Genomic DNA, 25,056 nt, shown 5'->3' with positions numbered 1-25,056 from the left:
CGACGGCGGTGTTTGGCACCTCGATGTCGGCTCATCACATCCTGGGGCTGAAGCCGGTCCCAAGGGTATGGCTGTTCGCCATTTAAAGTGGTACGCGAGCTGGGTTTAGAACGTCGTGAGACAGTTCGGTCCCTATCTGCCGTGGACGTTTGAGATTTGAGAGGGGCTGCTCCTAGTACGAGAGGACCGGAGTGGACGAACCTCTGGTGTTCCGGTTGTCACGCCAGTGGCATTGCCGGGTAGCTATGTTCGGAATAGATAACCGCTGAAAGCATCTAAGCGGGAAACTAGCCTCAAGATGAGATCTCACTGGAACCTTGAGTTCCCTGAAGGGCCGTCGAAGACTACGACGTTGATAGGTTGGGTGTGTAAGCGCTGTGAGGCGTTGAGCTAACCAATACTAATTGCCCGTGAGGCTTGACCATATAACACCCAAGCAATTTGACTACTCTAACGAGCATCAGATTGCGGTGTGTGAAGACGAAAATGAACCGAAAGTTCGACGCTCACAAGCACCGAAAGCTGTCACATACCCAATTTGCTGAAGCGAGGCATAAGCCACGATTCAGTACCCGAATTTCTTGACGACCATAGAGCATTGGAACCACCTGATCCCATCCCGAACTCAGTAGTGAAACGATGCATCGCCGATGGTAGTGTGGGGTTTCCCCATGTGAGAGTAGGTCATCGTCAAGATTAAATTCCGAAACCCCATTTGCGAAAGCAGATGGGGTTTTGTTTTGGGCGGTCGAAAAGACAGCTAACATCCCAATTCCTCCAACAACTGCCCACAGTGCTAAAGTCGCACCCTCGATTTTTGCTTTTCCCAAGGAAGCCGTTATGCCGGATGCGACGTCCCTCAGCCCTGGATTCATGGTGGTTCACGGCAACCGCTTGGACGAACTGCGCAGCCTGGTGGTCAGTTGGATGCGCCGTTATCCCCTGGCGCCCCTGGAAAACGAAATTGCCCTGGTACAAAGCAACGGCATCGCCCAATGGCTCAAGCTGGCCCTGGCTGAAGATCCGGAAGAAGACGACATGGGCGGCTGCGGAATAGCCGCAGCAATCGATGTTCAACTGCCTGGCAGCTTCATGTGGCAGCTCTATCGTATGGTCTTGGGCAAAGATGAAATTCCGCCCAAGTCCCTGCTCGACAAAGCCCCGCTGACCTGGCGCCTTATGCGACTGCTCCCGGAGCTTATCGATCAGCCGCACTTCGAACCGCTGCAGCGTTTTCTCACCCACGACACCGATTTGCGCAAACGCTACCAACTCGCCGAGCGCCTGGCTGACTTGTTCGACCAATATCAGGTCTACCGCGCCGATTGGCTCGAAGACTGGGCTGCCGGCCGCCACCAACTGCGCAACGGTCGAGGCGAATCAAAACCGCTCAACCCAGCCAACTGCTGGCAAGCCGAACTATGGCGCGCACTGTTGCTGGATGTCGGTGAAGAAGGCATGGCCGAAAGCCGCGCCGGCGTTCACCAACGCTTTATCGAGCGCATCAATATAATGGAAACAGCACCCGAGGGCCTGCCATCCCGAGTCATAGTTTTTGGCATCTCCTCGTTGCCCGCCCAGGCCCTTGAGGCCCTCGCCGGCCTCGCGCGATTCAGCCAAGTCCTGCTCTGCGTGCACAACCCCTGCCGTCACCATTGGGCTGACATCGTCGCCGACAAAGACCTGCTGCGTAACGAATATAAACGCCAAGCGCGTAAAGCCGGCATGCCGGTCACCATCGACCCACAAACCCTGCACCAGCACGCCCACCCGCTACTGGCCGCCTGGGGCAAGCAAGGCCGTGACTACATCAGCCTGCTGGACAGCTACGACGACCCTAACAGTTATCGCGCTGCATTCCGCGATGGTCGCATTGACCTGTTCAGCGACAGTGAGCCCACCACACTGCTCAATCAGCTCCAGGACGACATCCTGGAACTGCGTCCACTCAACGAAACCCGCGAGCTATGGCCTGCCGTTGATCTGGATCACGATACCTCAATCCGCTTCCACATTGCCCACAGCGCCCAGCGCGAAGTGGAAATCCTCCACGACCAACTGCTCCAACGCTTCAGTGCCGACCCCTCGCTGCGTCCGCGAGATGTCATCGTCATGGTTCCGGATGTCGACAGCTACGCGCCGCACATTCGCGCCGTGTTTGGCCAACTCGAACGCAATGACCCACGCTTCATCCCGTTCACCCTGACCGACCAAGGCCAACGCGGCCGCGACCCGCTGCTTATCGCCGTCGAACACCTGCTGAAACTGCCCGACAGCCGCTTCCCCGTCAGCGAGATCCTCGACCTGCTCGACGTTCCGGCCCTGCGCGAACGCTTCGCCATCAAGGAGCGCGACCTGCCTACGCTGCATCGCTGGATAGAAGGTGCCGGCATCCGCTGGGGGCTCAACGCCGAACAACGTGCCGGCCTGGGCCTGCCAAAGGAGTTGGAACAAAACAGCTGGCGTTTCGGCCTGCGGCGCATGTTGCTCGGTTACGCCGTAGGCACCGGCGCAGCGTGTGAGGGTATCGAGCCCTACGATGAAATCGGTGGCCTCGACGCAGCGCTCATTGGTCCTCTGGTCGCTTTGCTCGACGCACTTAACGACGCGCATCAAGCATTGTCGCTACCGGCTTCTCCGACGGAGTGGGGCGGTCGTCTGCAACGCCTGATGCAACTGTTCTTCCTACCCAGCAGCGAACACGATGACTACCTGCTGGGCCAACTCGAACAACTCAGGGAAACCTGGCTGGAAACCTGCGAATCTGTAGGACTGCAGGACGAGTTACCTCTCACCGTAGTCCGCGAAGCCTGGCTCGCGGGTCTGGATCAAGGTCGCCTGTCCCAACGTTTCCTCGCCGGGGCTGTCAATTTCTGTACTTTGATGCCTATGCGAGCGATCCCATTCAAGCTCGTTTGCCTGCTCGGCATGAACGATGGCGATTACCCGCGCGCGCAACCCCCGCTGGACTTCGACTTGATGGGCAGCGACTACCGCCCCGGCGACCGTTCGCGCCGCGAGGACGACCGCTACCTGCTGCTCGAAGCGCTGCTTTCAGCCCGCGACCAGTTGTACATCAGTTGGGTAGGTCGTAGCATCCGCGACAACAGCGACCGCCCGGCCTCGGTATTGATAGGCCAACTACGCGACCATCTCGCCAGCGGCTGGCACCACGCCAACAGTGACGCATCGCTTATCGAAGCCATGACGCAAGAGCACCCACTGCAACCTTTCAGTGCCCGCTACTTCCATGAGGGCGACGCGCTGTTCAGCTACGCCCGTGAGTGGCAATTACTGCACGAAACGCCGGATGCCATGCAAAAAGAAGAGGAACTCAGCTCGCATCAACAGGACGAACCCCTGAGCCTCGGTCAGCTTCAAGACTTCCTGCGCAACCCGGTCAAACATTTCTTCAGCCAACGCCTGAAAGTGTTCTTCGAAGCCGCCGAAGTGCCACTGGCCGACGAAGAACCCTTCGTCCTCGATGCCCTGCAACGCTACAGCCTGAGCGACAGCCTACTGAGCGCCGCACTCACCCAGCCTGATCATCTCGACCAGGCACTGAACGCCCAGGCCCTGCGCCTGCAGGGGAGTGGCCTGTTGCCGATGGTCGGTTTCGGCGAATGCCTACGCAACGAACTGATCGAACCGTTACCCGATCTGTTGCGACGCTATCAGCAATTACTCGCCCTCTGGCCCACCCCGCACACCGGTGCCGAACCGGTCATTTTTGAGCATAATGGCGTTCAGTTGGAAGGCTGGATCAGTGGTCTGCATCGACGCAGCGATGGCGGGTTGCTCAGCGTCACCACCATCCCTAACAGCATAGGCTCGATCAAGACCCGCAAGTGGCATCGCCTGATTCGCCCCTGGGTCAATCATGTGGTTGCCTGCGCCTGCGGTCTGCCATTGAGCACCGGCTTGGTGGCCAGCGATGACACCCTGTTGCTGCCGCCGCTGGATAAAACCAATGCCCAGGAACTACTCGGTAACCTATTGCTGGCCTGGCATACCGGGATGAGCCAGCCGCTGCCCGTCGCCGTCAAAACCGCTTTCGCTTGGCTTGGCCAAACCGATCCTGCCAAGGCCCAGGCGGCCGCCAGCAAAGCTTACGAAGGCGATGGCCTGACCACCGATGGTGAGCGCCGCGAAACTCCGGCGCTTACCCGGCAATTCCCCGACTACGCCACGCTGATTGCCAGCGAAGAATTCGAAGGTTGGTGCGAAACCCTGTATCGCCCGCTGCTCAACGCCCCATGGCGATCACTCACTGGCGAGGAGGCCGGCGCATGACCAGCAAACCCTTGGCCCTGGCCTTCCCGCTCAAAGGCAGCCAGCTGATTGAAGCCAGCGCTGGCACCGGCAAGACCTTCACCATCTCCGCCCTCTACCTGCGCCTGGTCCTCGGCCATGGAGGCGATGAATCAGGCTTTGGCCGCGAACTGCTGCCACCGCAAATCCTGGTAGTGACTTTCACCGATGCCGCCACCAAAGAACTGCGCGAACGCATCCGCATCCGCCTGGCCGAAGCCGCGCGGTTTTTTCGTGAAGAGATTGAACAGCCAGACGCCCTGATCGCCGATCTGCGCGCCGATTATCTAGCCGAACAATGGCCCGCCTGCGCCAATCGCCTGGACATCGCCGCCCAATGGATGGATGAAGCCGCCGTCTCGACCATCCACAGTTGGTGCCAGCGCATGCTGCGCGAACATGCCTTCGACAGTGGCAGCCTATTCACCCAGACCCTGGAAACCGATCACAGCGACTTGCTCGGCGAAGTATTGCGCGATTATTGGCGACTGTTCTGCTACCCGATGCACGACGATGCGCTCAATTGGGTGCGCAACAACTGGGGTGGCCCCGCCGCCTTGATGCCGCGAGTGCGCGCTTTGTTCGGCAGCGAACGGCCGACGGATGAAACCCGCGAGCCCGCAGAACTGATCACGGCCTGCCTGCACGAGCGCCGAGAAGCGCTGACAACCCTCAAGATGCCTTGGCAACAATGGGCCGCCGAGCTGCGCGACATCTGCCTGCAAGCCGTAGCCGCCAAAGCCGTCGACGGGCGCAAGATGCAGGCGCGCTACTTCGAGCCCTGGTTCGAAAAGATCAGCGCCTGGGCTGCTGACGAAACCCTCGAACAACTCGACATCGGCACCGGTTTCACGCGCCTGACACCCGACGGCATGGCCGAAGCCTGGAAAGGTGAGCCACCGCAGCATCCCGGTATCGACGCAATGGCCGGCCTCAAGGCGGCGCTTGATGCGCTGCCAACCCCCGACGCCGCCGTGTTGCAACACGCGGCCGGCTGGGTCGGCAAACGCTTTGAAGAAGAAAAACGCCGTCGCGCCGAAATGGGCTTCGACGACATGCTCATCCGCCTCAACGCCGCGCTGCACGCTGACGGCGGCGAACGCCTGGCCAGCGTGATTCGCGAGCAATTTCCGGTGGCCTTGATCGACGAGTTCCAGGACACCGACCCGGTGCAATACGCCATCTTCGACAGCATCTATCGCATCGAAGAAAACCACCTCGACAGTGGCCTGTTCCTGATCGGCGACCCCAAGCAAGCGATCTACGCCTTCCGCGGCGCCGATATCTACACTTACCTGCGCGCCCGTCAGTCCACCACCGGTCGTCACCACACCTTGGGCACCAACTTCCGCTCCAGCCACGCGATGGTCGACGCGGTGAACCACGTGTTCCAGCGTGCGGAAACCGGTCGCGGCGCGTTCCTGTTCCGCGAGCCCAATGGTGAAAACCCGGTGCCGTTCCACTCGGTACTGTCCCAAGGACGTAAAGAACAATTGCAGGTAAATGGCCAAACGCTGCCAGCCATGAACCTCTGGCACTTGCCTACTGACCAGCCGGTTTCCAACGTGCTGTATCGTCAGCAGCTTGCGGCGGCCTGTGCCACGCACATCGTTGAATTGCTCAACGGCGGGCAGCAAGGCAGCGCAGGCTTCCTACAACCGGACGGCAGCTTCAACGGCGTGCGCCCGTCAGACATCGCCATCCTCGTGCGCGACGGCAAAGAGGCCCAGGCCGTGCGCGCCGAGTTGGCCGGGCGTGGCGTGCGCAGCGTCTATCTGTCCGACAAGGACTCGGTCTTCGCCGCCCAGGAAGCCCACGACCTGCTGGCCTGGCTCAAGGCTTGCGCCGAGCCGGATGTCGAGCGCCCGCTGCGCGCCGCACTGGCCTGCGTGACCCTGAACCTGTCACTGCCGGAGCTGGAGCGTCTGAATCAGGATGAACTGGCGTGGGAAAGCCGAGTCATGCAGTTCCGTGGCTACCGTGCGATCTGGCGTACCCAAGGCGTGTTGCCGATGCTGCGTCGTCTGCTACACGACTTCAAACTGCCGCAAACCCTGATCGCGCGCAGTGACGGTGAGCGTGTGCTGACTAACCTGCTGCACCTCAGCGAACTGCTGCAACAGGCTGCCTCTGAACTGGATGGCGAACAGGCGCTGATCCGCCATCTGGCCGAGCATCTGGCGCTCTCGGGGCAGGCGGGTGAAGAACAAATCCTGCGCCTGGAAAGTGATGAGCAACTGGTCAAGGTCGTGACTATCCACAAATCCAAAGGCCTGGAATACGACCTGGTTTTCCTGCCCTTCATCTGCTCAGCCAAACCCGTGGATGGCAGCCGCTTACCGCTGCACTACCACGATGAAAACGGCAAATCTCAAGTCAGCCTGCGCCCTACGCCTGAGCTGATCGTCCAAGCCGACAATGAGCGCCTGGCCGAAGACCTGCGCCTGTTCTACGTAGCCCTGACCCGTGCCAAGCATGCGTGCTGGCTCGGAATCGCCGACCTCAAACGCGGCAACAGCAACAGCTCCGTGCTGCACCTGTCGGCGCTGGGCTATTTGCTCGGTGCAGGCGCCTCGTTGGGTGAATCCGCCGGCTTGGCGCGCTGGCTCCTGGACCTTCAAGAAGGTTGTACCGCAATCAACTACGTCCAGGTGCCCGAAGCGCGAGACATCCTTTTCCACCCTCCGCGCAACGAAGCCACACTGCGAGCACCCTTGCTGCCCAAGCGCAAGGCTGCAGAAAACTGGTGGATAGCCTCCTACAGCGCCTTGCGCATTGGCGACAGCATGAGCGCTGCCACGCTCGAAGCACCGGAAAGCCCGCAGGCCCAGAAGCTGTTCGATGACGAACGCCTCGACCCCGACGCACCCCGCGAAGTGGCGGCATCCGGCGGCGATATTCATCGTTTCCCTCGTGGCCCTAACCCAGGGACCTTCCTGCACGGCTTGCTGGAATGGGCTGGGGAGGAGGGTTTCAGCGTTACGCCCGAGGCCATCGAAAAGGCTGTGGGCGCCCGCTGCAACCGGCGCAACTGGGAAGGTTGGATCATCACCCTCAGCAGTTGGCTCGGCCACCTGCTGCAAACGCCACTGCCTGTGGACAACGGCCACGTCTCCCTCAGCGCTTTGCAGCAGTACCAGATCGAGATGGAGTTCTGGTTTGCCAGCCACAAGGTCGACGTACTCGCCCTCGACAAGCTGGTGTGCCAATACACCCACAACGGCGTTTCCCGCGTCGCCGCCGAGCCTGTGCTGCTCAACGGCATGTTCAAGGGCTTCATCGATTTGACCTTCGAACATGACGGCCGCTATTACGTGGCCGACTACAAATCCAACTGGCTTGGCCCCGACGATTCGGCCTACACCTTGGATGCCATGGAACAGTCGATCCTCGATCATCGGTACGACCTGCAATACGTGCTTTACCTGCTGGCCCTGCACCGCCAACTCAAGGCGCGGCTGCCGGACTACGACTACGACCGCCATGTCGGCGGTGCGCTGTACATTTTCCTACGGGGCACGCAGTCCGCGAGCCAGGGTGCGTATTTCACCCGACCGCCGCGGGAACTGATCGAAGGCCTGGACCTGCTGTTCCAGGGCAAGCCCATCCCGCCCAAGGTTGAGCCTGCCTGGGAACAAGGAGTGTTGTTATGAGCCTGTCGCCGTTACCGCTGGAGGAGCTGACGCCCCTCAGCCGCGCCGCCGACCTGGTGCAATTGCTGGAGCGTTGGGTCGACCGTGGCTGGTTGCGTGCCTTGGACAAAGCCTTCGTCGGCTTCCTGCACGAACTCGATCCACAGGCCGACCCGTTGGTGCTGCTGGCTGCCGCGCTGACCAGCCATCAACTGGGCCATGGTCACGTCTGCCTCGACCTGTTCGAAACCCTCAAGGCGCCGGACTTTGCGCTGTCGTTGCCGCCTGAAGGCGACCTGCAAACCGGCGCCATGTTGCTGCCGTCGCAGTTACTGGAAGGCCTGGACGGCGCCCACTGGTGCCATGCACTGGCCGCCAGTCATCTGGTCGCGCTGGCGGTCGATGCCAGCGAATCCGCGCAGAGTCGCCCTCTGGTCCTGTCCGGCAAGCGCCTGTACCTGCGCCGCTATTGGACTTACGAACGGCGTATCGACAGCGCCTTGCGCCTGCGTCTTGCCACTCAGGAAAACGTGGCCGTCGATTTGCCGCAGCGCCTCAACAGCCTCTTCGATCAACCGCCGCCTGACGGCGTGATCGACTGGCAAAAGCTCGCCTGCGCCCTGGCTACACGCGGCGCATTCAGCATCGTCACCGGCGGCCCAGGCACTGGCAAAACCACCACCGTGGTGCGCTTGCTCGCGCTGTTGCAGGCGCCGGCTGTGGAGTCCGGCAGTCCATTGCGCATTCGCCTGGCCGCGCCCACCGGTAAGGCCGCCGCACGCCTCACCGAGTCCATCAGCCAACAAGTGCTGTCACTGAAAGTGCCGGACAGCGTGAAGGAAAAAATCCCGACCCAGGTCACCACCGTTCACCGCTTGCTGGGCAGTCGCCCAGGCACGCGGCATTTTCGTCATCACCTCGGCAATCCGCTGCCCCTGGATGTGCTGGTGGTGGACGAAGCCTCGATGATCGACCTGGAAATGATGGCTAACCTGCTCGACGCCTTACCACCCCATGCGCGCCTGGTACTGCTGGGCGACAAGGACCAACTCGCATCGGTGGAGGCGGGCGCTGTCCTCGGAGACTTGTGTCGCGACGCCGAAGCCGGTTTCTATAGCGCCGAGACCCGCCAATGGCTGCAAGCCGTCAGCGGTGAAGACCTCAGCGCCAGCGGCCTGCAGGAAGACCGCGACGCCAGCCACCCCTTGGCCCAGCAGGTGGTGATGCTGCGTTACTCGCGACGTTTCGGCGAAGGCAGCGGCATCGGCCAACTGGCGCGTTGGGTCAACCAGCAAAACGCAGAGGAAGCTCGCAAACTGCTGGCCGCGCGGAGTCACGCTGATCTGTTTTGCGTCAGCCTCAAGGGCGAACATGATCACGCCCTGGAACGCTTGGTGCTGGACGGGCAGGGTGACGGTGCCGAGGGCTATCGCTATTACCTCAAACTGTTGCAAAGCGCCCGTCCGTCGCCGGATACGCCCCGTGAAAGCCAAGCCTGGACCCACTGGGCGCAACAACTGCTGCAAGCCTTCGACGCTTTCCAACTGCTCTGCGCGGTACGCAAAGGCCCCTGGGGCGTGGAAGGTCTGAACCTGCGCATCACCGCCGCCCTGCGCAAGGTGCGGTTGATCGAAGGCGACGAGCAATGGTACGAAGGCCGCCCGGTGCTGATGACCCGTAACGATTACGGTCTGGGCCTGATGAACGGTGACATCGGCATCGCGCTCAAACTGCCCGAAAGCGACGGCGGCCCCCAGATGCTGCGCGTGGCCTTCCCACGCAATGACGGTCAGGGCGGTGTGCGATTTGTGCTGCCCAGCCGTCTGAACGATGTAGAAACTGTGTACGCCATGACCGTGCACAAATCCCAGGGCTCGGAATTCACCCATACCGCGCTGATCCTGCCGGATGCGTTGAACCCGGTGCTGACCAAGGAGCTGATCTACACCGGCATCACAAGGGCCAAGCGCTGGTTCAGCCTGATCGAGCCCCGTGGCGGCGTGTTTGAAGAAGCCGTCAGGCGCAAGGTCAAGCGTTTGAGTGGGTTGATGCTGGAGTTGGGTCACGAATCCGAAAATAACTGACTGCTAGGTCATGTCAGATTTCTGGTTCAGTCGCCTGATTTTTCTGGAAAAATAGCGCCCCCTGCGAAGACCTACTCTTCGCGGGGTTTTCCGCCGCTGTGCTATCGTTGCGGCATCATCTAAAAAACACCTGAGAGAATCGCTGCATGAACGTGGCTGTCTCGCCCACAGAGCGCAGTTTGAGCTGGAGACGCATGCTGCTGGTGGCGGTCCTGTGCGTGGTCGCGCCACACACCTTCGCCCAGGCGCCCGACCCTGCGAGCCTTGCCACCCATCGTGCGCAGGCTGTCACCCAAGTGGTACTCGGTATCCTCAGTTATGCGCGCTGGCCGGTAGAACCTGCGCAATTGCGCCTGTGCATCGTCGGCCCGACTCAATATACCGACGACCTGATCAAAGGCACCACCCAGGCCACCGGTCGCCCAGTGGTGGTGCAGCGCCTGCTGGCCAGCCATCCCGATATCGTCAATGCGTGCGACGCGGTGTACATCGGCAAGCTCAGCGCCGATGAACGCAGCCAGTTGTTCACGTCGTTGATCGGCCATCCGGTATTGAGCATCAGCGAAGGCGGCGACCAATGCACCGTGGGCAGCCTGTTCTGCCTGCGCGTGAGCGATGAGCAGGTGTCGTTTGAGGTCAACCTCGACTCCGTCGCCCGCAGCGGCGTGCGCATTCATCCCAGCGTGCTGCAGTTGTCCCGTCGCCGAGCGCCGGCGTCATGAAAGCCGTTAAAGCGCGGCCGACCCTGCGTTCCGTCATCGGTCGGGGGCACATGATCCTGGCGCTGGTGGCGGTGACGCTGGCGAGCGTCTCACTGACCCTGCTCGGCGTACTGGCGCTGCGGGTTTATGCCGAGCACAACCTGCACCTGATCGCACGTTCTATCAACTACACGGTGGAAGCGGCGGTGGTGTTCAACGACAGCGCGGCGGCCACTGAAGCCCTCAGCCTGATCGCCTCCACCGAAGAAGTGGCTGAGGCCGAAGTATTCGATGCCAATGGCAAGCTGTTGGCGAAGTGGATACGCCCGGAAACCGGCATGCTCTCGCGGGTCGAGTTGGAGTTGGCGCATACCCTGCTCGAACAACCCATCAGCCAGCCGATCCTGCATCAAGGCAAAGCCATCGGCAGCATTCATCTCACCGGCCACGGCGGTAGCCTGCTGCGCTTCCTGCTCAGCGGCCTGGCCGGGATCCTCATCTGCACCGCGCTTAGCGCGTGGATTGCCCTACACCTGGCGCGACGCCTGTTGCGCGGCATTACCGGCCCGCTGCAAAGCCTTGCCGCCGTGGCCCACGCCGCCCGCAGCGAGCGCGACTTCGACCGCCGCGTGCCGCCGGCGCGTATCGCCGAACTCGACAACCTGGGCAGTGACTTCAATGCCTTGCTCGGCGAAATGGAAGCCTGGCAAAGCCACCTGCAAAGCGAGAACGAATCCCTCGCCCACCAGGCCAACCACGACAGCCTGACCGGCCTGCCCAATCGTGCGTTCTTCGAAGGCCGTTTGATCCGCGCCCTGCGCAGCGCAGCCAAGGCCAAAGAACAGGTGGCGGTGCTGTACCTCGACAGTGACCGGTTCAAAGAGATCAACGACAGCTTTGGCCACGCCGCCGGCGACGCCGTCCTCGTCGCCGTCGCCGAGCGCGTGCGTGCGCAATTGCGTGAAGATGACCTGGTGGCGCGCCTGGGCGGCGATGAGTTCGCCATCCTGCTGGCGCCGTTGCACAAGGCGCAAGACGCCGAGCGTATTGCCGAAAAGATCATCGCCAGCATGGACCTGCCCATCCCCGTGCCCGGCAACACCCAGGTATTGACCTCCCTCAGTATCGGCATTGCGATCTACCCCGAGCATGGCGCCACTCCTGGCACCTTGCTCAACGCCGCCGACGCGGCGATGTATCAGGCCAAGCGTTTATCCTCGGGCGGCCAGCAAACGGCGGAGTCGGATAACCCCGTCGTCAACGTTCAACACAGGAGTTGACCCCTTGTTCACGACCGCACGTTTCATGTTTATCACCCTGCTGGTAGCACTGCTCGCCCTCGGCGGCTGCCAGACGCCGCCCCCCAAAGGCTTGACCGCGGAGCAAGTGGCCGTTCTCAAACAACAAGGTTTTGAGCTGACCGACGACGGTTGGGCATTCGGCCTGTCCGGCAAAGTGCTGTTCGGCAGCGATGTCGAAACCCTCAACCAACCCAGCACCGACATCGTCCAGCGCATCGGCAAGGCCTTGCTGAGCGTTGGCATCGAACGCGTACGCGTCGACGGCCACACCGATGCGTCGGGCAAGGAAACCTACAACCAGCAACTGTCCCTGCGCCGCGCAAAAAGCGTGGCGGCGGTGTTGACCGGTGTGGGTATGAAGGAAGAGAACATTCAACTGCGCGGGCTGGGTAGCAGCGAGCCGGTGGCGCCGAATACCACGGTGGCGGGGCGCACGGAGAATCGGCGGGTGTCGATTGTGGTGAAGTCAGACTGAGCCCGCCTTCAGTTTGAAACGCGCTCAACGGTAGGAGCCGGCTTGCCGGCGATGGCGGCCTTGAGAACGCCATCGCCGGCAAGCCGACTCCTACAGTTTGCCTTGCGGCGCGCTTGCTAACGTGTTCGCTTAGCGGCTCGGCGTCATTGCTTGTGTCAGGTCATCGACACTGGCTTTACCCATTGATGGCCCTTTAATCCGCGAACCTGATCTCCCGTGTCTCCCCCATCAACAACCCCTGATTCTGCTCCGTCACTTCCCTGATGTAGTCCCACAACAACGTAATCCGCTTCAATTTGCGCAAATCCTCCCGGCAATACATCCAGAACTGGCGAGTGATGGAAATCTGCTCCCCCAGCACCGGTAACAACCGTGGATCCTGCGCCGCCAAAAAACACGGCAATATCGCCATCGACCGACCCTGCTGCGCCGCCACGTACTGCGCGATCACGCTGGTACTGCGCAGGCTGGCGCTGGCGCCGGGCACCACGTTGGCCAGATACAGCAACTCCGAGCTGAACGCCAAGTCATCCACATAGCTGATAAACGGATGCTCGGCCAAATCCGCCGGTTTGCGGATCGGTGGGTGCTGGTCGAGGTATTCCTGGGTCGCGTACAGCTGCAATTTGTAGTCGCACAGTTTGCAGCACACATACGGCCCATGTTCCGGCCGTTCCAGGGCGATGACGATGTCGGCTTCGCGCTTGGACAGGCTGATGAAGTGGGGCAGGGGCAGGATGTCCACTGAGATGGCCGGGTAGGTGTCGACGAAGTGGCTCAACTGCGGGGTGACGAAGAAGCTCCCGAACCCTTCGGTGCAGCCCATGCGCACATGGCCCGACAGCGCCACGCCGGAGCCGGAGACTTGCTCGCAGGCCATGTGCAGGGTGCTTTCGATGGACTCGGCGTAGCCCAGCAAACGCTGGCCCTCGGTGGTGAGCACGAAACCGTTGGTCCGGGATTTTTCGAACAGCAGGGTGCCGAGGGACACTTCCAGTGAACTGATGCGCCGCGACACGGTGGTGTAGTCCACCGCCAGGCGCTTGGCGGCCACGCTGGCCTTGCGGGTGCGGGCCACTTCGAGGAAAAACTTCAGGTCATCCCAGTTCAGGGAGCCCAGCGACGTGATGTTTTTTTGCATATTGGTCCGGCTTTTATGTGCGTTCTTATTAGAGATTTGCACATCTATACTCCAAAAACAGTCCGAACGCCTCATTTCCCAAGGCGGTTACGCGCCTTGTCTCTGCATAAATATAAGATTGGAGACCACATGAACGCATCTGCCGATATTTCCGTGCAACAGGTCAAGTTGCTGATCAACGGCGAGTGGGTCGAGTCCAAGACCACCGAGTGGCAAGACATCGTCAACCCGGCCACCCAAGAGGTGCTGGCCAAAGTCCCGTTCGCTACTGCCGATGAAGTCAACGCTGCCATCGACGCTGCCCACCGCGCCTTCCAGACCTGGAAGCTGACGCCGATCGGCGCGCGCATGCGCATCATGCTCAAGCTGCAAGCCTTGATCCGCGAACATTCCAAGCGCATTGCCGTGGTGCTCAGCAACGAGCAGGGCAAGACCATTGCCGATGCCGAGGGCGATATTTTCCGTGGCCTGGAAGTGGTGGAGCACGCCTGCTCCATCGGCACCCTGCAGATGGGCGAGTTTGCTGAAAACGTCGCAGGTGGCGTCGACACCTACACCCTTCGCCAACCCATTGGCGTGTGCGCCGGCATTACTCCGTTCAACTTCCCGGCGATGATCCCGCTGTGGATGTTCCCGATGGCCATCGCCTGCGGTAACACCTTCGTTCTCAAACCGTCCGAGCAGGACCCGCTGTCAACGATGCTGCTGGTGGAGTTGGCGCTGGAAGCTGGCGTGCCGGCTGGCGTGCTCAACGTGGTGCACGGCGGCAAGGATGTGGTGGATGCGCTGTGCACTCACAAAGACATCAAGGCCGTGTCCTTCGTGGGCTCGACCGCAGTGGGCACTCACGTCTACGACTTGGCCGGCAAACACGGCAAGCGTGTGCAGTCGATGATGGGTGCCAAGAACCACGCCGTGGTGCTGCCGGATGCCAACCGTGAACACACCCTCAATGCTCTGGTCGGCGCCGGTTTCGGTGCGGCGGGCCAACGTTGCATGGCGACCTCGGTGGTGGTGCTGGTGGGCGCGTCCAAGCAATGGCTGCCGGACCTGAAAGCGCTGGCGCAAAAGCTCAAGGTCAACGCGGGCAGTGAAGCGGGCACTGATGTCGGCCCGGTGATTTCCAAGCGCGCCAAGGCACGTATCCTGGAACTCATCGAGAGCGGCGTGAAAGAAGGCGCCAAGCTGGAACTGGACGGCCGCGACATCAAGGTGCCGGGCTTCGAGCAAGGCAACTTTGTCGGCCCGACCCTGTTCTCGGGCGTGACCACCGATATGCAGATCTACACCCAGGAAATCTTCGGCCCGGTGCTGGTGGTGCTGGAGGTCGCGACCCTCGACGAGGCCATCGCCCTGGTCAACGCCAACCCGTTCGGCAACGGTACCGGCCTGTTCACCCAGAGCGGCGCGGCGGCGCGCAAGTTCCAGAGCGAAATCGACGTAGGCCAGGTCGGCATCAACATCCCGATCCCGGTGCCCGTCCCTTTCTTCAGCTTCACCGGTTCGCGTGGCTCCAAGCTCGGCGACCTGGGCCCGTATGGCAAGCAAGTGGTGCAGTTCTACACCCAGACCAAGACCGTCACCAGCCGCTGGTTCGATGACGACACGGTAAACGATGGCGTCAACACCACCATCAACCTGCGCTGATTCTGGGAGAAGACCATGAAGATTGCATTTATCGGCTTGGGCAACATGGGCGCACCCATGGCCCGCAACCTGATCAAGGCCGGCCATGCGCTGAACCTGTTCGACCTGAACCAGACGGTGCTCAAGGAACTGGCCGAGCTGGGTGGCACCATCAGCGATTCGCCGCGTGATGCGGCCACCGGTGCTGAACTGGTGATCACGATGCTGCCCGCCGCCGCCCATGTGCGCAGCGTCTGGCTGAATGAAGACGGTGTACTTGCCGGCATCGGTGAAGGCGTACCGGCGGTGGATTGCAGCACCATTGACCCGCAGACCATCCGCGACGTAGCGGCTGTGGCGGCCAAACAAGGTGTGGCCGTAGCCGACGCCCCCGTCTCCGGAGGCACGGGCGGCGCCGCAGCCGGGACGCTGACCTTCATGGTCGGCGCTACCCCGGAACTGTTCGCCACCCTACAACCGGTGCTGGCGCAAATGGGCCGCAACATCGTGCACTGCGGTGATGTGGGCACGGGGCAAATCGCGAAGATCTGCAACAACTTGTTGTTGGGGATCAGCATGGTCGGCGTCAGTGAGGCCATGGCCTTGGGCGATGCGCTGGGCATCGACACCCAGGTGCTGGCCGGCATCATCAACAGCTCCACCGGACGTTGCTGGAGTTCCGATACCTACAACCCATGGCCGGGCGTGATCGAAACCGCACCGTCGTCGCGTGGTTATACCGGTGGGTTTGGTGCTGACCTGATGCTCAAGGATTTGGGCTTGGCCACCGAAGCGGCGCGTCAGGCCAAGCAACCCGTGATTCTGGGCGCTGTGGCCCAGCAGTTGTATCAATCGATGAGCCAGCGTGGGGAAGGGGGCAAGGACTTCTCGGCGATTATCAACAGCTATCGCAAGCCCAAGTAGGGGCGTTTTCCGGGAGACTGCCTTTGGTGGGCTCCCGGGTTTTTGCGGTTAGCGAGCCTTTTGACCTTTCAGCCAGCATCCCACCACATAAGGCACCAGGCTTGATGCCTTTCCTCGCATGAATTCGTAGCCGTACGGCTTGCGCGAAACGGCCAATCCAATCAGGAGCTTTTCGGCAGAGTATCTGGCTTTTGTAACCAGTCCTGCGGCCGGTTGAGTGGTCAGTGATGTGCCCACGACCAGTACTTTCTCTGCGTTTTTAAAGTGCTGCAGCGCCTTCTCGATATTCGGCACATTTTCGCCATACCAGACGATATGTGGGCGTAATTGGCTGCCTTTTTCGCAGGTGTCGCCGAGCAAGACCGGCTTATCGTCGATCTTGTAAATCAGTTGCTCGTCGACCGTGCTTTGCGCCAGGTTGATTTGACCATGCAGATGCAGAACGCACGTGGACCCTGCACGCTCGTGCAGGTCGTCGACGTTTTGCGTGATCACCACGACATCAAACTGCTGTTCTAACTCCGCTATGGCGCGGTGCGCCGCATTGGGCTGTGCAGTCCACGCCTTGTGCCGCAACGCGTTATAGAACGCCAGCACTTGCGCGGGGTGCCTATGCCATGCATCGGGCGTAGCCACGTCTTCGACGCGATGGTCCATCCACAGTCCGGTTTCGTCGTTGAACGTGTCCAGGCCGCTTTCGGCGCTGATGCCAGAGCCGGTGAAGATCACGATTTTTTGTCTGTCGAATTCCGCCGTCATGGGGAAGGCTCCATTGCTCGTGACGAATACACCTGAAAAATCTTGAATTCATCGTTGGCCCAAGGCTACACCCGATCTTGCTACCGTTTACGCCCTTTCGCTGTTAACGCGACTTTCTGATCTTTCCACAACACGCATAAGAATCTGATCGTAATGGCACGTCGATACTCGAACTCCCTCAAGTACCTGATCTTCCAGTCTCAATCGAGGAAGGCGGCGCTGGCTTCATTCATCGAACAGTGGACAGCGTTGGGGCATCAATGGCGCGATGCTTCGAGAGTTCGCTTCGATGTTATTGATGGTCGGGCCATAGAGGCGTTTTACCTCTGGGGAGGAGACGCTCAATTTCCCTGGGAGGATGTTCCAGCCTGGAGGGCTTTGGACGCCAAAGGGTTTGATTTGTCGATCTGGCACGATGAGCAACTATGTGGCCTTTGTTATGCAACGCCTCGTGACAGTAAAGTCACGATCAAGATTGTGCTTCTCGAAGGTAACTCAGATAACGAACATCCTTTGAAAGGCTTGATCGCAGCGCTTGCTCTCGGCGCCATCGACGCATACGCGCGTGTCATCGGGTGTTCTCGTATAGAAATTCAGGAGCCACGACCGGACGTCGTACAGACTTATGAGCGACTTGGCTTTAGCTATGACGAAAAGCAGCGTCTTGTGATTTCAGTTGAGCACACCTAGTATGGGCCGCATATACAAGGCTTACAGAGGCTTGGTTCTATGAAAATTACTACCCAGAAAACAAAAGCGAAATTGGTTGAGATGTTTTGCGCCGAAGCTAAAAAGCTTGGTGGAGCGACGTCTGCCAATCAAAAAAGGTTTTTCTGTGTTGCTATTGAACACGGCAAGACCATGGAGCCGGCAGGGCCCTTGGCTGGCCTGAGCCGCTAAGCTGCACAGAAAAAAACCGCCGTTTAGGGCGGTTTTTTATTTGCGAGCGTGGGTGGTCACTAGCTCACGCAAACACAAAATACTTACGCACTGTCTCCACCACTTCCCACGTCCCCTTCATCCCCGGTTCCACCACGAAGATATCCCCAGCTCGCAAGTGAATCGGCGCCAACCCCTCGGGCGTGATGATGCAGTAGCCTTCCTGGAAGTGGCAGTATTCCCACTTCACGTAGTCCACGTACCACTTGCCCGGGGTGCAGATCCAGGTGCCCATGATCTTGCTGCCGTCTTCGCTGGTGTAGGCGTTGAGATTGACGGTATGCGGATCGCCTTCGAGTTTTTCCCATTTGCAGGCGTCCAGGACCGGCAGGGGGTGGGTGTCGCGCAGTACGGTGATGGGCTTGGACATGATGTCTCCGAGGCAGGGAATGGAAAGATGCACCCTAAGGCCTCGGGCGTTGTGTCAGTGGTCTGAACTCGACATCGGGATGCTCAGAAGCGCAGCGGTGTGATGATCCGGAAATTACCGCGAACCCTTGTGGGAGCCGGGCTTGCCCGCGATAGCGGAGTGTCAGGCTATGAAGATGCAAGCAGTGCCACCGTCATCGCGGGCAAGCCCGGCTCCCACAGGGCACGGTGACGCATCCGGACGATATATTTGTGCGATTTCTCGTCCGTTCTTCGCAGTAAGTGCGAAAGATTTCCTGCTTCACGCCAGAATTCGCAAGAAAATTCGCAGCTGGCCCTCGTATCATTCACCCCAGTAACCGCCGAGAGCCTTCAAATGAACCCAATAAAAACGTGGTGGGATATCAGCCCGCCCTTGAGTACGGCGACCCCGACCTGGCCGGGAGATACGCCGTTCCAGGAAGAGCGCGTGTGGCAGTTTGGCCCGGAGTGTCCGGTGAATGTCGGGCGTATCACCTTGTCTCCGCACACCGGCGCCCATGTGGACGCGCCGCTGCATTACAGCGCGGACGGTGCGCCAATTGGCGAAGTGTCGCTGGATGTGTACATGGGCCCATGCCGGGTGCTGCATTGCCTGGACAGCGGCGCGCTGGTGCAGCCGCATCAGTTGCAAGGCCGTGTGGATAACTTGCCCGAGCGCGTGTTGCTGCGCACTTATCCACAAGCGCCGCTGACTGAGTGGGATTCGAATTTCACCGCCATCGCTCCACAAACCATCGAACTGCTGGCCAGTCTGGGGGTGCGCTTGATCGGCATCGATACGCCCTCGCTGGACCCGCAGCAGTCCAAGACCATGGATTCCCACAACGCCGTGGCCCGCCATGGCATGGCGATTCTCGAAGGCATCGTGCTCGATGACGTACCGGAGGGCGACTATGAATTGATCGCACTGCCGCTGCGGTTTGCCAACCTGGACGCGAGCCCGGTCCGCGCCATTCTCCGCCCGCTCAAGGAGCCCACGCGATGAGCCAATGTCCTTTCTCTGCTGACTACCAGCCGCCTGAAGAATGGCATAACGCCGAACTGAATTTCTCCGAGTCCATGAGCTACGGCGATTACCTGGACCTGGGCAAAGTCCTCAGCGCCCAGCACCCGCTGTCGCCGGACCACAACGAAATGCTCTTCATCATCCAGCACCAGACGTCCGAGCTGTGGATGAAACTGATGCTCCACGAACTCAAGGCCGCCCGCGAACACGTGCGCCTGGGCGAGTTGCCGCCGGCGTTCAAGATGCTGGCGCGGGTGTCGCGGATCTTCGATCAACTGGTGCATGCCTGGGCAGTGCTGGCGACGATGACGCCGTCGGAGTACAAGTCGATCCGTCCGTTCCTGGGGCAGTCGTCGGGGTTCCAGTCGTTCCAGTACCGCGAGATCGAATTTATCCTCGGCAACAAAAGCGCGGCGCTGTTGCGGCCTCACGCCCATCGGCCGGAGCTGTTGAACGAGTTGAAAGTGGCGATTGCCACGCCGTCGCTGTACGACGAAGCGATCAACCTGATGATCAAGGCTGGCCTGGCGATTGACCCGAAACGTGCCGAGCGCGACCCGACGGCGGCGACGGTTCACGATGAATCGGTGGAGGCGGCGTGGCGCGAGGTGTATCGCGATCCGAACCGCTACTGGGACCTGTATCAGTTGGCCGAGAAGTTTATCGACCTGGAGGACTCGTTCCGCCAATGGCGCTTCCGCCATGTGACGACGGTAGAGCGGATCATCGGCTTCCAGCCCGGCACGGGCGGCACGGAAGGTGTGGGGTATTTGCGCAAGATGCTCGACACGGTGTTGTTCCCCGAGTTGTGGCGAGTGCGCTCAACGCTGTAAACAAAAAGCCCCGGAATTCCGGGGCTTTTTGTTTTGGAATGCTATCCACGCTGTGGGAGCGGGCTTGCTCGCGAAAGCGGTGGGTCAGCCCGCACATCTGGTGACTGACGCACAGCATTCGCGAGCAAGCCCGCTCCCACAGGGGTTACTGCGCCACGGCTGCTTTCGTGTTTCGAACCCGCAAACGGTAGGCAATGTAGATAATCCCCACCCACACCGGCATCGCATACACCGACTCGCTGATGCCTGGAATCGCCAGCATCACGCTGATGATCATCACCATGAACGCCAGGCACAGGTAGTTGCTGAACGGGAACCAGAAGGTCTTGAACGACGGCGTCAGGCCTTGTTCGCCCATGGCTTTGCGGAACTTGATGTGGGTGATGCTGATCAGCGCCCAGTTGATCATCAACGAGGCAACCACCAGCGCGAACAGCAGCTCCAGCGCGCTCTGCGGTGCCACATAGTTGACCACTACACACAGCATCGTCACCAACGCTGAAATCGCCAGGGCGCGGATCGGCACGCCTTGTTTGTTCAGCTTCATCAGCGATTTCGGTGCATCACCTTGCTCGGCCAGGCCGAACAGCATGCGGCTGTTGCAGTACACGCCGCTGTTGTACACCGACAGCGCCGCGGTCAGCACCACGAAGTTGAGGATGTGTGCGGCGGTGTCGTTGCCGATCAGCGAGAAGATCTGCACGAACGGGCTACCACTGTAGGCATCGCCCGACGCGCCGAGGGTTTGCAGCAGTTGGTCCCACGGGTACAGCGACAGCAGCACGGTCAGGGCACCCACGTAGAAAATCAGGATCCGGTAGACCACCTGGTTGATCGCTTTCGGGATCACTTTGCGCGGCTCGCTGGCTTCGGCGGCAGTGATGCCGACCAGCTCCAGGCCACCGAACGAGAACATGATGAACGCCATGGACATCAACAGCCCCATGCCGCCATTCGGGAAGAACCCGCCGTGGCTCCACAGGTTGCTGACCGTGGCTTGCGGGCCGCCGGTGCCGCTGAACAGCAGGTAGCAACCGAGCACGATCATGCCGACAATCGCCACCACCTTGATGATCGCGAACCAGAACTCGGCTTCACCAAAGAACTTCACGTTCAGGGTGTTGATCAGGTTCACCGCGACAAAGAACACCAGTGCACTGACCCAGGTCGGGATCTCCGGCCACCAGAACTGGATGTACTTACCCACCGCCGTCAGTTCGGCCATGCCCACCAGCACGTAGAGCACCCAGTAGTTCCAGCCCGCCAGGAAGCCAGCGTAACCGCCCCAGTATTTGTGGGCGAAGTGGCTGAAGGAGCCGGCCACCGGCTCTTCGACGATCATCTCGCCGAGCTGGCGCATGATCAGGAACGCGATGAAACCCGCAATCGCGTAACCCAGGATCATCGACGGCCCCGCCGACTTGAGCACCCCGGCCGAGCCGAGGAACAACCCCGTGCCGATCGCCCCTCCCAAGGCGATCAGCTGAATGTGCCGGTTCTTCAGGCCACGCTTTAGGCCTACCGGGTTAACCATGTCATCCGCCATTAACATTCCCTTCTACTTGTTTTTCTCAGGGTTGAGTGCACGCCGCATCAGCCCCTCAGAAGTGCTGAGGGGTCAGATATTACTCTGCGTAAACTTTTCGTAATACAGCTGAACGCCATCAAGTGCCTGATCCGCCAGCCATTGCTGGATGGATTCGACCATTGGAGGGGGGCCGCACAGGTACATATCCGCCGAACTGTCCCGCAATTCGGCCAGGTCAAAATGCTCAGTGAGGTAGCCGCGCTTGCCGGGCCAATCGTCGGAGGGGGCGCTGAGGACTTCGGTGTAGCGAAAGCCTGCGATTTTTGCAGCATAACCTTGGATACGCGCCGCTTCGCACAAGTCCTCGGCACCGCGCACGCCGTAATACAGGTGCACCGGTTGGTCGCAACCATTGGTGGCCAGTTCATCGAGCATGCCCAGTAGGGCCGACAACCCAGTGCCACCCGCCACCAGTAGCAATGGCTTGGTGACGTGGCGCAGGTAGAAGGCGCCGAGGGGCGCTTCCATCAACAGTTCATCGCCCACCTGGCAGCGTTCGCGCAGGTAGTTGCTCATCACCCCATCGGGCAACAGGCGCACTAAAAATTGCAGGTGATTGCCCGGCAGGTTGGCGAAAGAATAGGACCGCCAACTGTCCGTGCCAGGCACCGCTAGGCGCGCATATTGGCCCGGCAGAAAATCCAGTGCCTGATCCAACTGCACCTGCAGGATCGCCGTGCTGGCCGACACCTGTTCCACCGCGCTCACGCTGCCCTTGACCTGAACCGGTCCCGGCGCGTTGCACAGGCTCGAATCAAAGTCGAAATAGAACGTCGCGTCGGACTTTACCCGCGTCTGGCAACTGAGCATCTTGCGCTGTTGCAGGTCGAGGCTGGACAGGGCTTCTTCGTCTACATAGTCCTGGCTGTAATCGCCGGACTCGCAACGGCCCTGGCAGGTGCCGCACACACCTTCACGGCAATCCAGTGGGATCTTGATGCCGTTGCGCAGTGCCGCATCCAGCAGGATTTCATGGGCGCCGACGGGGAAGAACAGGGTCTTGCCGTCGGCAAAGCTGAAGGCCACTTTGTGATTCATCCACCATTCTCCATGGATTCAATAACTGTAGGAGCTGGCTTGCCAGCGATAGCGGTCTGTCGGGCGACAGTGTTCAACAGGTCAGACGCCATCGCCGGCAAGCCGGCTCCTACAGGGTTACAGGTGATAGAAATCCAGCACCGAGTTGATGGTGTCGTTGAGCAGCAACGCGTGTTTGCGGGTGATCAACCAACTGTCGTCATGGGGCTTGAGGCTGTAGGTAGCCTGTCCGTAGAACTGCTCCGACGTAGCCAATCGATAGAACAACGTGTGCCAGTTCAATTTCACCTCCAGCGTTCCATCCGCCTGCTCGGCAATGCGCACGTTATTGATCAGGTGCAAGGTGCGAGGCATCGGTGTGGCCGACGCGGCTTTGCCGGTGCGCAAACGGAACACACGGTCTTCCAGGCCCGAGCGGTTGGCGTAGTAGATCAACGACATCTCGCGCTTGGGATCACGGGTGTAGACGTGTTCCGAGTCCCATTGCGGCAGGTGGAACTCACTCTGCGGGTCGAACAGCTGCACATAAGCGTCCCAATCCTGGGCGTCGCACAGCTCGGATTTACGGTAGAAGAACTGCTCGATCTGGTACTGCAGTTGCGCATTCATCATTCCACCTCCCGCAATGTCAGCGCTTGTCTGTCCAGGCCCTTGAGCAGAAACTGCTGCCAGTTGCGGTGCTGGTTCACGTAAAGGCCTTCATGGGTGAATTCGGTGCCGGTCATGGCCGGTTGGATGCCGATGGCTTCGCTGTTCGGCGTGGGGCCGGTTTCCCAGCGATGGCTGCCGCGTGAGATGTCGCTCCAGCGTTCCAGGCGGCCCTGGAAACCGCGTTGGGCTTCGCGAAATTCCACCAGGTCATCCGGCGTGCCCATGCCCGAGACGTTGAAGAAGTCCTCGAACTGGCGAATACGGTTTTCGCGATCCGCGTCGGATTCGCCCTTAACCCCCAGGCACTGGCTGATGATCTCGGTCTTGTTCCACGCCACCGGGCGGATGATGCGCAGTTGCGAGCTGATCTGGTCGAGAAAGAACAGGCTCGGGTAGATATTCAGGTTGCGCAGGCGGTGCATCATCCACTCGGCCTTTGGCTGGCCGTGTTCTTCCACCAGGCGCGGCATGATGGTGGCGTAGCCGGAGCGCACGCTGGGGTTGGGCATGTCGCTGAACAACACACTGTGACCATTGTTGAAGGCAAACCAGCCGTCGTCGGTGTTGGCGTCACCCGCGCCAAGCTTGCTGTAGTCCAGGGTGCTACCTGCGCCGGTGCCGTTTTCGGTGTTTACTTGCTGGCGATGCTGCACCGTGGCCACGTAGTTGTAGTGCACGGTGCTGACGTGATAACCGTCCAGGCCGTTCTCGTTTTGCAGCTTCCAATTGCCGTCGTAGGTGTAGGCGGATTTGCCTGGCAATACCTCCAACTCGCCGGTAGCGGACTGGGCGACCATCATGTCGAAGAACACTTTGGCGTCGCCCAGGAAGTCTTCCAGGCTGTCGGTGCCCGCCACATCCAGGCTGATGAACACAAAGCCTTTGTAGCTCTCGATGCGTGCCTTTTTCAGCCCGCGCGTCGCCTTGTCGAAACCCTCCGGGTATTCCCCCGGCGCCTTGACCTTCACCAGCCGGCCATCGCTCTTGTAGCACCAGGCATGGAATGGGCAAGTGAAGGTGGACTGGTTGCCCTTGCCGACACGGGTAAGCGTGGTGCCGCGATGTTGGCAAGCATTGATCAGTGCATTGAGCCGACCTTCGCCGTCGCGGGTGATGATCATCGGCTGGCGCCCGGCGCGCATCGTCACGAAGTCATGGTTGTTCGCCAGTTCGCTTTCGTGGCAGGCGTAGATCCAGTTTTTTTCGAAGATCAGTTCCATCTCCAGATCGAACAGCTCCGGCTCGGTGAACATGTCACGGGCGATGCGGAACACTTCATCCGCCGGGCGAAAATCCAGACAACCTTCGATAAATGTTTTCCACTGCTCGACGCTTCTTGCACCACTCATGGGAGGCACCTTTTGATAGGGCTAATCGGTGGTTTATTAGAGGCAGCGGGGCAGGGCGCGGGCTATCCGCTTAGTGGGGGAACCTGCGCCGGATAATTGGGCAGCAAATACCCAACCCGGTGCGCAGCGGTGACGGGATGCGCTACTGTCTGGCAGGGCAATGGCCGTAAAAGTCGGCGTCTTATCCACTTAGTCGACCATTGCTATCCACCCGCTGGCCATTGCGTCGGCGTGGCGCATTATTTGCTGTCGAACAACAACGACGCGCCATCAGAGCGCGCAACAGC

The 25,056-nt window shown here is 60.4% G+C and carries 19 protein-coding genes and 2 rRNA genes (1 of these 21 running past the window's edge); 14 read left to right on the top strand and 7 right to left on the bottom strand.

All coding sequences use genetic code 11. The features are described 5' to 3' along the window. The 8 genes from RB216_RS24860 to yfiB all read left to right on the top strand — a co-directional run. Positions 1 to 425: ribosomal RNA gene (locus RB216_RS24860) — 23S ribosomal RNA — on the top strand; it begins 2,466 nt to the left of the window's first position. A gap of 155 nt (positions 426 to 580) precedes the next feature. Next, positions 581 to 696 (top strand): 5S ribosomal RNA (gene rrf / locus RB216_RS24855). 144 nt (positions 697 to 840) lie between these two features. After that, positions 841 to 4,293 (top strand): exodeoxyribonuclease V subunit gamma, encoded by a 3,453-nt coding sequence (gene recC, locus RB216_RS24850; protein ID WP_308908007.1) that lies wholly within the window; start codon positions 841 to 843, stop codon positions 4,291 to 4,293. Then, the gene (gene recB / locus RB216_RS24845) at positions 4,290 to 7,964 is read left to right on the top strand and encodes an exodeoxyribonuclease V subunit beta (RefSeq protein WP_122683467.1); all 3,675 of its coding nucleotides are present in this window, start codon (positions 4,290 to 4,292) and stop codon (positions 7,962 to 7,964) included. The genes recC and recB overlap by 4 nt, the downstream gene beginning before the upstream one ends. Continuing rightward, on the top strand, positions 7,961 to 10,027 hold the full coding sequence (gene recD, locus RB216_RS24840) for an exodeoxyribonuclease V subunit alpha (protein ID WP_068937244.1): 2,067 nt from the start codon (positions 7,961 to 7,963) through the stop codon (positions 10,025 to 10,027). Before recB ends, recD begins: the two co-directional genes overlap by 4 nt. A 146-nt stretch (positions 10,028 to 10,173) precedes the next feature. Next, entirely contained in the window at positions 10,174 to 10,749 is a 576-nt protein-coding gene (yfiR, locus tag RB216_RS24835) for a regulatory sequestration protein YfiR (protein WP_068937245.1), read from the top strand. Then, complete coding sequence (dgcN, locus tag RB216_RS24830; protein ID WP_068937246.1) at positions 10,746 to 12,008, top strand: diguanylate cyclase DgcN/YfiN; 1,263 nt, start codon at positions 10,746 to 10,748, stop codon at positions 12,006 to 12,008. Before yfiR ends, dgcN begins: the two co-directional genes overlap by 4 nt. A gap of 4 nt (positions 12,009 to 12,012) precedes the next feature. Beyond that, entirely contained in the window at positions 12,013 to 12,504 is a 492-nt protein-coding gene (yfiB, locus tag RB216_RS24825) for an outer membrane lipoprotein YfiB (protein WP_028617938.1), read from the top strand. 193 nt (positions 12,505 to 12,697) lie between these two features. On the opposite strand, the gene RB216_RS24820 is transcribed toward yfiB, so the two are convergent. Continuing rightward, positions 12,698 to 13,645 (bottom strand): LysR family transcriptional regulator, encoded by a 948-nt coding sequence (locus tag RB216_RS24820; RefSeq protein WP_028617937.1) that lies wholly within the window; start codon positions 13,643 to 13,645, stop codon positions 12,698 to 12,700. A 129-nt stretch (positions 13,646 to 13,774) separates the two neighbouring features. Here RB216_RS24820 and RB216_RS24815 point away from each other — a divergent pair, with 129 nt between their 5' ends. Both RB216_RS24815 and mmsB read left to right on the top strand, forming a co-directional pair. Continuing rightward, complete coding sequence (locus tag RB216_RS24815; RefSeq protein WP_016974890.1) at positions 13,775 to 15,292, top strand: CoA-acylating methylmalonate-semialdehyde dehydrogenase; 1,518 nt, start codon at positions 13,775 to 13,777, stop codon at positions 15,290 to 15,292. A 15-nt stretch (positions 15,293 to 15,307) separates the two neighbouring features. Further along, positions 15,308 to 16,195 (top strand): 3-hydroxyisobutyrate dehydrogenase, encoded by an 888-nt coding sequence (gene mmsB / locus RB216_RS24810; RefSeq protein ID WP_308908006.1) that lies wholly within the window; start codon positions 15,308 to 15,310, stop codon positions 16,193 to 16,195. Positions 16,196 to 16,243: 48 nt separating this feature from the next. On the opposite strand, the gene RB216_RS24805 is transcribed toward mmsB, so the two are convergent. Next, entirely contained in the window at positions 16,244 to 16,954 is a 711-nt protein-coding gene (locus RB216_RS24805) for an SIR2 family NAD-dependent protein deacylase (protein WP_308908005.1), read from the bottom strand. A 153-nt stretch (positions 16,955 to 17,107) separates the two neighbouring features. Between RB216_RS24805 and RB216_RS24800 the strand changes: the two genes are divergently transcribed. Together RB216_RS24800 and RB216_RS24795 are read left to right on the top strand one after the other, a co-directional pair. Next, a complete protein-coding gene (locus RB216_RS24800; protein ID WP_308908004.1) occupies positions 17,108 to 17,644 on the top strand; it encodes an N-acetyltransferase in 537 nt (178 codons plus the stop codon). Between the two features lie 39 nt (positions 17,645 to 17,683). Then, a complete protein-coding gene (locus tag RB216_RS24795; protein ID WP_163002111.1) occupies positions 17,684 to 17,854 on the top strand; it encodes a hypothetical protein in 171 nt (56 codons plus the stop codon). Between the two features lie 64 nt (positions 17,855 to 17,918). Here RB216_RS24795 and RB216_RS24790 read toward each other — a convergent pair whose 3' ends face one another. Beyond that, positions 17,919 to 18,263, bottom strand: a complete 345-nt coding sequence (locus RB216_RS24790) for a cupin domain-containing protein (RefSeq protein ID WP_025858010.1) — start codon at positions 18,261 to 18,263, stop codon at positions 17,919 to 17,921. 375 nt (positions 18,264 to 18,638) lie between these two features. Between RB216_RS24790 and kynB the strand changes: the two genes are divergently transcribed. Together kynB and kynA are read left to right on the top strand one after the other, a co-directional pair. Beyond that, positions 18,639 to 19,289, top strand: a complete 651-nt coding sequence (gene kynB, locus RB216_RS24785; protein ID WP_308908003.1) for an arylformamidase — start codon at positions 18,639 to 18,641, stop codon at positions 19,287 to 19,289. Further along, the gene (gene kynA, locus RB216_RS24780; protein ID WP_028617933.1) at positions 19,286 to 20,143 is read left to right on the top strand and encodes a tryptophan 2,3-dioxygenase; all 858 of its coding nucleotides are present in this window, start codon (positions 19,286 to 19,288) and stop codon (positions 20,141 to 20,143) included. The genes kynB and kynA overlap by 4 nt, the downstream gene beginning before the upstream one ends. A gap of 145 nt (positions 20,144 to 20,288) precedes the next feature. Here kynA and RB216_RS24775 read toward each other — a convergent pair whose 3' ends face one another. The 4 genes from RB216_RS24775 to antA all read right to left on the bottom strand — a co-directional run bounded on the left by RB216_RS24775 (position 20,289) and on the right by antA (position 24,769). Then, complete coding sequence (locus tag RB216_RS24775) at positions 20,289 to 21,689, bottom strand: amino acid permease (protein WP_028617932.1); 1,401 nt, start codon at positions 21,687 to 21,689, stop codon at positions 20,289 to 20,291. 72 nt (positions 21,690 to 21,761) lie between these two features. Then, a complete protein-coding gene (antC, locus tag RB216_RS24770; RefSeq protein WP_308908002.1) occupies positions 21,762 to 22,769 on the bottom strand; it encodes an anthranilate 1,2-dioxygenase electron transfer component AntC in 1,008 nt (335 codons plus the stop codon). 117 nt (positions 22,770 to 22,886) lie between these two features. Then, complete coding sequence (antB, locus tag RB216_RS24765) at positions 22,887 to 23,378, bottom strand: anthranilate 1,2-dioxygenase small subunit (protein WP_028617930.1); 492 nt, start codon at positions 23,376 to 23,378, stop codon at positions 22,887 to 22,889. Continuing rightward, a complete protein-coding gene (gene antA / locus RB216_RS24760) occupies positions 23,378 to 24,769 on the bottom strand; it encodes an anthranilate 1,2-dioxygenase large subunit (RefSeq protein ID WP_028617929.1) in 1,392 nt (463 codons plus the stop codon). The genes antB and antA overlap by 1 nt, the downstream gene beginning before the upstream one ends. Positions 24,770 to 25,056: the final 287 nt, after the last annotated feature.

This window comes from Pseudomonas canadensis (genome assembly GCF_030980095.1).
GTDB lineage: Bacteria > Pseudomonadota > Gammaproteobacteria > Pseudomonadales > Pseudomonadaceae > Aquipseudomonas > Aquipseudomonas canadensis.
The sequence above is the reverse complement of the archived record's forward strand: the minus strand, read 5'-3'. Positions and strand labels throughout refer to the sequence as shown.